Origin of the sequence: Methanospirillum sp. (assembly GCF_028679455.1) — an archaeon.
GTDB lineage: Archaea > Halobacteriota > Methanomicrobia > Methanomicrobiales > Methanospirillaceae > Methanospirillum.
In genome coordinates this window covers 1-4770 of the sequence record NZ_JAJRBM010000342.1, presented here as the reverse complement: position 1 = coordinate 4770, position 4770 = coordinate 1, and the positions used below count along the sequence as shown (strand labels likewise).

General features: G+C 46.4%; 4 protein-coding genes. 2 read left to right on the top strand and 2 right to left on the bottom strand.

Going from position 1 to position 4770, the window contains the following annotated elements:
• Positions 1-187 precede the first annotated feature (187 nt).
• Complete coding sequence (locus LUQ50_RS11745) at positions 188-1426, top strand: methyltransferase domain-containing protein (RefSeq protein WP_300040024.1); 1239 nt, start codon at positions 188-190, stop codon at positions 1424-1426.
• An 89-nt stretch (positions 1427-1515) separates the two neighbouring features.
• Positions 1516-2625 (top strand): DUF362 domain-containing protein, encoded by a 1110-nt coding sequence (locus tag LUQ50_RS11740; RefSeq protein WP_300040023.1) that lies wholly within the window; start codon positions 1516-1518, stop codon positions 2623-2625.
• Positions 2626-2697: 72 nt separating this feature from the next.
• Here the strand turns inward: LUQ50_RS11740 and LUQ50_RS11735 are convergent, their stop codons facing one another.
• Positions 2698-2865 (bottom strand): hypothetical protein, encoded by a 168-nt coding sequence (locus LUQ50_RS11735; RefSeq protein WP_300040022.1) that lies wholly within the window; start codon positions 2863-2865, stop codon positions 2698-2700.
• Positions 2866-2984: 119 nt separating this feature from the next.
• A partial coding sequence (locus LUQ50_RS11730) for an oligosaccharyl transferase, archaeosortase A system-associated (RefSeq protein ID WP_300040021.1) occupies positions 2985-4770 on the bottom strand: 1786 nt, incomplete at its 5' end.

Sequence of the window (4770 nt, the reverse complement as noted above, 5' to 3'; positions counted from 1 at the left end):
TCCTGTTCTTAAAGAGAAACTCTCCCGCTTACTCGATTTATTCTAACGATTTCTTCGAAACTCTGATATTATCTCCTTTTATGTAGATTTTTCAATCCTGCAATTAATTATGAAAAAAATGTGAGGCATTTTATTACGGCTATCCGTAACATATTAATAATTACGGATATCCTAAATATTGTACGCAATGGATCCAACATCGCACCTCAGGCTCTCACTAGGGTTTGTCGGAATGGCCATTAATATGCTTTTTGGGACAAACCGGGGGCGTAAGAACCTCCTGAGTCCGGGTGCAATTGAGATATTGTACACGTCGTACTTCTCTCCGGTGTGCATGGGGGACATTGCAGGGATGCTGGGGATAAGTCCCAGTTCAGCAACAGATCTTGTAAATTATCTTGAACGGGAAGGGTTTGTCTGCAGGGTCCAGGATCCTGACAACCGGAGGGTCATCAGGGTTGTTCCTGCAGAGAAGGGAAAAATCTGGCTTCTTGAGACTGAAGAGAAGATATATGGATTTCTTGAGTCTCATCTCTCCAGATTGCCAGAAAACGATCGGTATCTGTTTGCCGATCTCTGCTCCCGGTTTACCGGTGTTGAGGATGAGATGACCTTCATAGCCGAGATTAGTGGTTTTAAAAAAGATCGGGGTAACGAAAAAATACCGCTTGTCACCTACGAAGATGGGAAACTCCTTCGGCTTGAAGAGGTTGTTGACCGGAGGTACCAGACAGATCCCTTCCCGTACTCTCCAAAGGAAATGACAGTCATGTTTGAGACACGAGTACCGGAAACAGTTGAAGGAATTCAGGATGAGATCACCGTTGCAGCATATGATATCATGCAACGCGGTCTTCGTGATGCAGGGCATCTCCCGGTTGAGGATCTTGTAAAACAGACACAGCCAGGTGACAAAGGTCTTGAGATAGGCCCGGGACCCGGGTATTACGGGCTCGAATGGGTCCGGAAGACTGAAGGAACCACCCTTACCGGGCTTGAGATTAGTCCTGCTATGATACGGCTTGCCTCTGAGAATACCCTCTCATATAACCTGAATGAGCGGGTTACGTATCAGGAAGGCAATGCTCTTATGATGCCATTTGAGGATAATCTGTTCTCCCTGGCATTCTCAAACGGATCACTCCATGAATGGGAGGATGCAGGAGTTGTCTTCTCTGAAATACACCGGGTACTTCAGCCAGGTGGGCGGGTGATGGTTACCGATCTGAAACGCGATCTCTCTCCTGAAATCTTTACGTTCATGCAGGGGAGTTGCAGGTCAGAGGAGATCAGGAAGGGGTTTGAAACATCTGTCCGTGCTGCGTACAAAAAAGAAGAACTTGAAGATATTCTCTCCGGTGTTTCCTTCAGATCATCGCAGGTGATCGCCCATCCCTACGGCCTTGTTGTTCTCGCCAGAAAATGATCAATTGGACAGGGACAATCTGCTGAGCCATCTGTCTCCAGGCAGGATGGTTCTTATACCCTTGGGTTGATCTCGGTACAGGCAAGTTCATGGTTAGCGATGTCTTTCTTGCACGAATGCGGATTAAGAGTCCGGATGAAAATAATCTCACCAAGATCACCCGGCTTCTGCACGCGTCCGGTCTTTCTGACCGGATTGAAGAAGGGGATCTCACTGCGGTAAAACTTCACTTTGGTGAGCTCGGGAATGATACCTACATCAAGCCGGTCTTTGTCAGGCAGGTTGTCGACGAGATCAAGGCTCGTAAAGGCAAGCCGTTCCTCACCGATACCAATACGATGTATATCGGGTCTCGTCACAATGCTGCGGATCATCTGCAGACTGCTATCAGACATGGGTTCTGTTATGCAGTCGTGGATGCTCCGGTGACTATCGCTGATGGTCTGACCGGAAGTAATTCACGGATGGTGCCGGTCACAGGGAATCACTTTGAGTCAGTTAAGATTGCCGGTGATATTGCCGATGCTGATGCGATGATCGTCCTCTCCCATGTCAAGGGTCATGCCCTCTCCGGGTTTGGAGGAGCGATCAAGAACCTCGCGATGGGCTGTGCAACTCCGCTTGGAAAGAGGGACCAGCATCAGGGTATGCAGGCCAATATTGATCCACAGACCTGTGTCGGATGTGGGTTCTGTGTGACCCAGTGTCCGTTCGATGCCATCAGCTGTAATGGCAAGGTTGCCCATGTTGAGAAGTCTATCTGCTACGGCTGTTCTGCCTGCCTGCAGGTCTGCCCGCAGGAGGCCATCGATTTCAACTGGAAGGATGATGTTCCGAAGTTCATCGAGAGGATGGTCGAGTATGCAGCCGGATCTGTTGCAGGAAAGGAGGGAAAAGTCATCTATCTGAGTTTTGTGATGTCGGTGACTCCTGATTGTGACTGTGTTCCCTGGAGCGATGCACCGATTGTACCAGACATCGGGTTCCTAGCCTCGACTGATCCGGTGGCAATCGATGCAGCTGCTGTGGATTTGATCAATCAGCAGCCGGGGATCAAAGAGAGTTGTCTGCATGAGCACCATGCTCCGGGTGAGCATAAGTTCTCCGGGCTATGGGCAAAGGTTGATGGAGAACACCAGATCCGGTACGGTGAGAAGATGGGGCTTGGGAGCAGAGAATATCGGTTAGTAGAGATATAACTCAGTTCGAGATTTTATCTTTTTTAGGTAATATTTGATCCCCTTCACCCTCAATGATAAGTGTCGAGTGACCTATATCCCGGTTTCAAAAATCTGCTTCTTATGCATCATCCATGAGATGTATATCAGAATAATTCCGGTTATGATCAACCCTGCAAGGATACCTATCACCGCATTCTGCAACGAGGCATGGAGATATTGATTGACAACCGGATCTGCTATATATGCATTCGTTGACATAGCATTCACTCTTGTAATTCCCCTTTGTTTTCAAACTCCTTAATACTTATTACTAAAATGCTGATTCATAAAAGTCTCCATACCCGATTTATTGCCTCCCTGCATAGCAAGAAGAAAACTCAAAAAATATTTGGAACTGTTTCTCCGTTGATAATCTGCTCATCAGTTACCTGGAATTCATCTCCGGTCTCAACAATCCGGTATAATCCAAGCGTTTCAACATCTCCAATCCGGGATTGTGTCGGATATGGAACCGTGAATGATCCGTTTACACTCTCCTGCCGATAGACAAATTCTCTTCCGGTATTTGTCCGGACTGTGATTTCAATTATCCCGTCTCCAGTAATAACCGCACCGGGAACGTACTCGAATATTTTCACATATCTGATATCGGGAAGCTCTTGGGGTGAAGCCCGGGTAGGAGACTCATGTACAAGCCGGTAATGTTGTAGTGCAGGGACCGGTGAGACCGGGGATGTGTACACATAATTCACCAATGCAGCCCCATACCTGGGATCGGTGTCAAGTGTGGAATTTTTTATCAACGCTGATGCTTCGGTGTATGACAATTCTGAGCCATTCACAATTACCGGATCCGTAGTACCAGAGTATGGGGGCTTGAGGTAGTTGATATAAAATACCCTATCAGGATTCTTCAATGAACCATCAAAGTTATGAAGCCGGGAGACCATCGTCCGGTAATATGGCTCCATAAAGAAGGAATAGTTCTGTCCAGAATTTGGGTTATTTTTATTTGGAATAATAAAATTACGCTGGTACGGGGATAAACCCACATCAGGATTATTCCAGGTTGCCATAGCCCAGAATATCGAAACATCCATTAAATAATCTGTAATTATGTATCTGGTTTTACGGTTGTCAAGAATCCCTGAAGATTCTGACTCATTCGTTGTTATAAAGAACCGGGCAGCACCATAATCCCCATCTACACCTTTTTGAAAAGGATTTGCATTGGGCATTCGTTTTGCTATATACGTGATCATATGCCCATAGTCCCACCATGACATGACCCCGTATGATTCAGTGGGGGGCTGCCACTGTTCTTCCTGATAGATCTTCAGGTAATCAACACCGGGATCTGGGGTGTTCAGGTCCATCCATTCCATCGATTCACGCCAGTCAGGGTTCAGGTGAAGTGGTCCGAATGCAAGATCTACACCTAGAGAATTGTATGTAAAGAGTACTCCCAAAAGCAGAAGAAAACAAAAATACAACCCACCACAGGAGAATAACGATCTTAATCCGGTATGCTGGTGAGTATGGTCATGTCTCTTTCTTGTAACTTCTGTCTTCCTGATATCTGCTGACCAAAGTGTATGGAAGCATCTGGGGAGGCGAACGTACTGGATAGCTGATGAAAGAGCAGTACCACCAAGAATAGCCAGCGGAACTGCAAGATAATATTCATATCTGATGTGTTGCATCGTAGCATAGAGAACAACAACAGACCAGATCAGAACAAAGAGATCGGATGGACTGATACCCTTTCTAATCCGGTTAAGTAGAATGGCAACCCCGATTGCAAACAGGATCAGGCCATACTGAAACGTGTGCCATGCATCTTCAAAAGTCCATGGTTTTGCTTCTCGAATTGTCTTCCAGTGAATACTCTGGCCGAAGAATGCGTTTGCATTTGATACAAGATATTGAAACATATCAGGGCAGGAGAGGGCGAACAAGGCCAGAGCGATAACTGACACACCTATCAGGGCCAGAATATACTGAAAGAGGGAGTGATCATGAAGATACCTGGATATGACAAAGAGAATGAGAGTAGTTAGGATGATCAATCCATAGGCGAGTGGATGACCAAGTGTATAATAGTTCAATCCCTCGGTCCCGTGAACACCGATAAGAAAAAATCCGATAATTGCGACCAGGAAG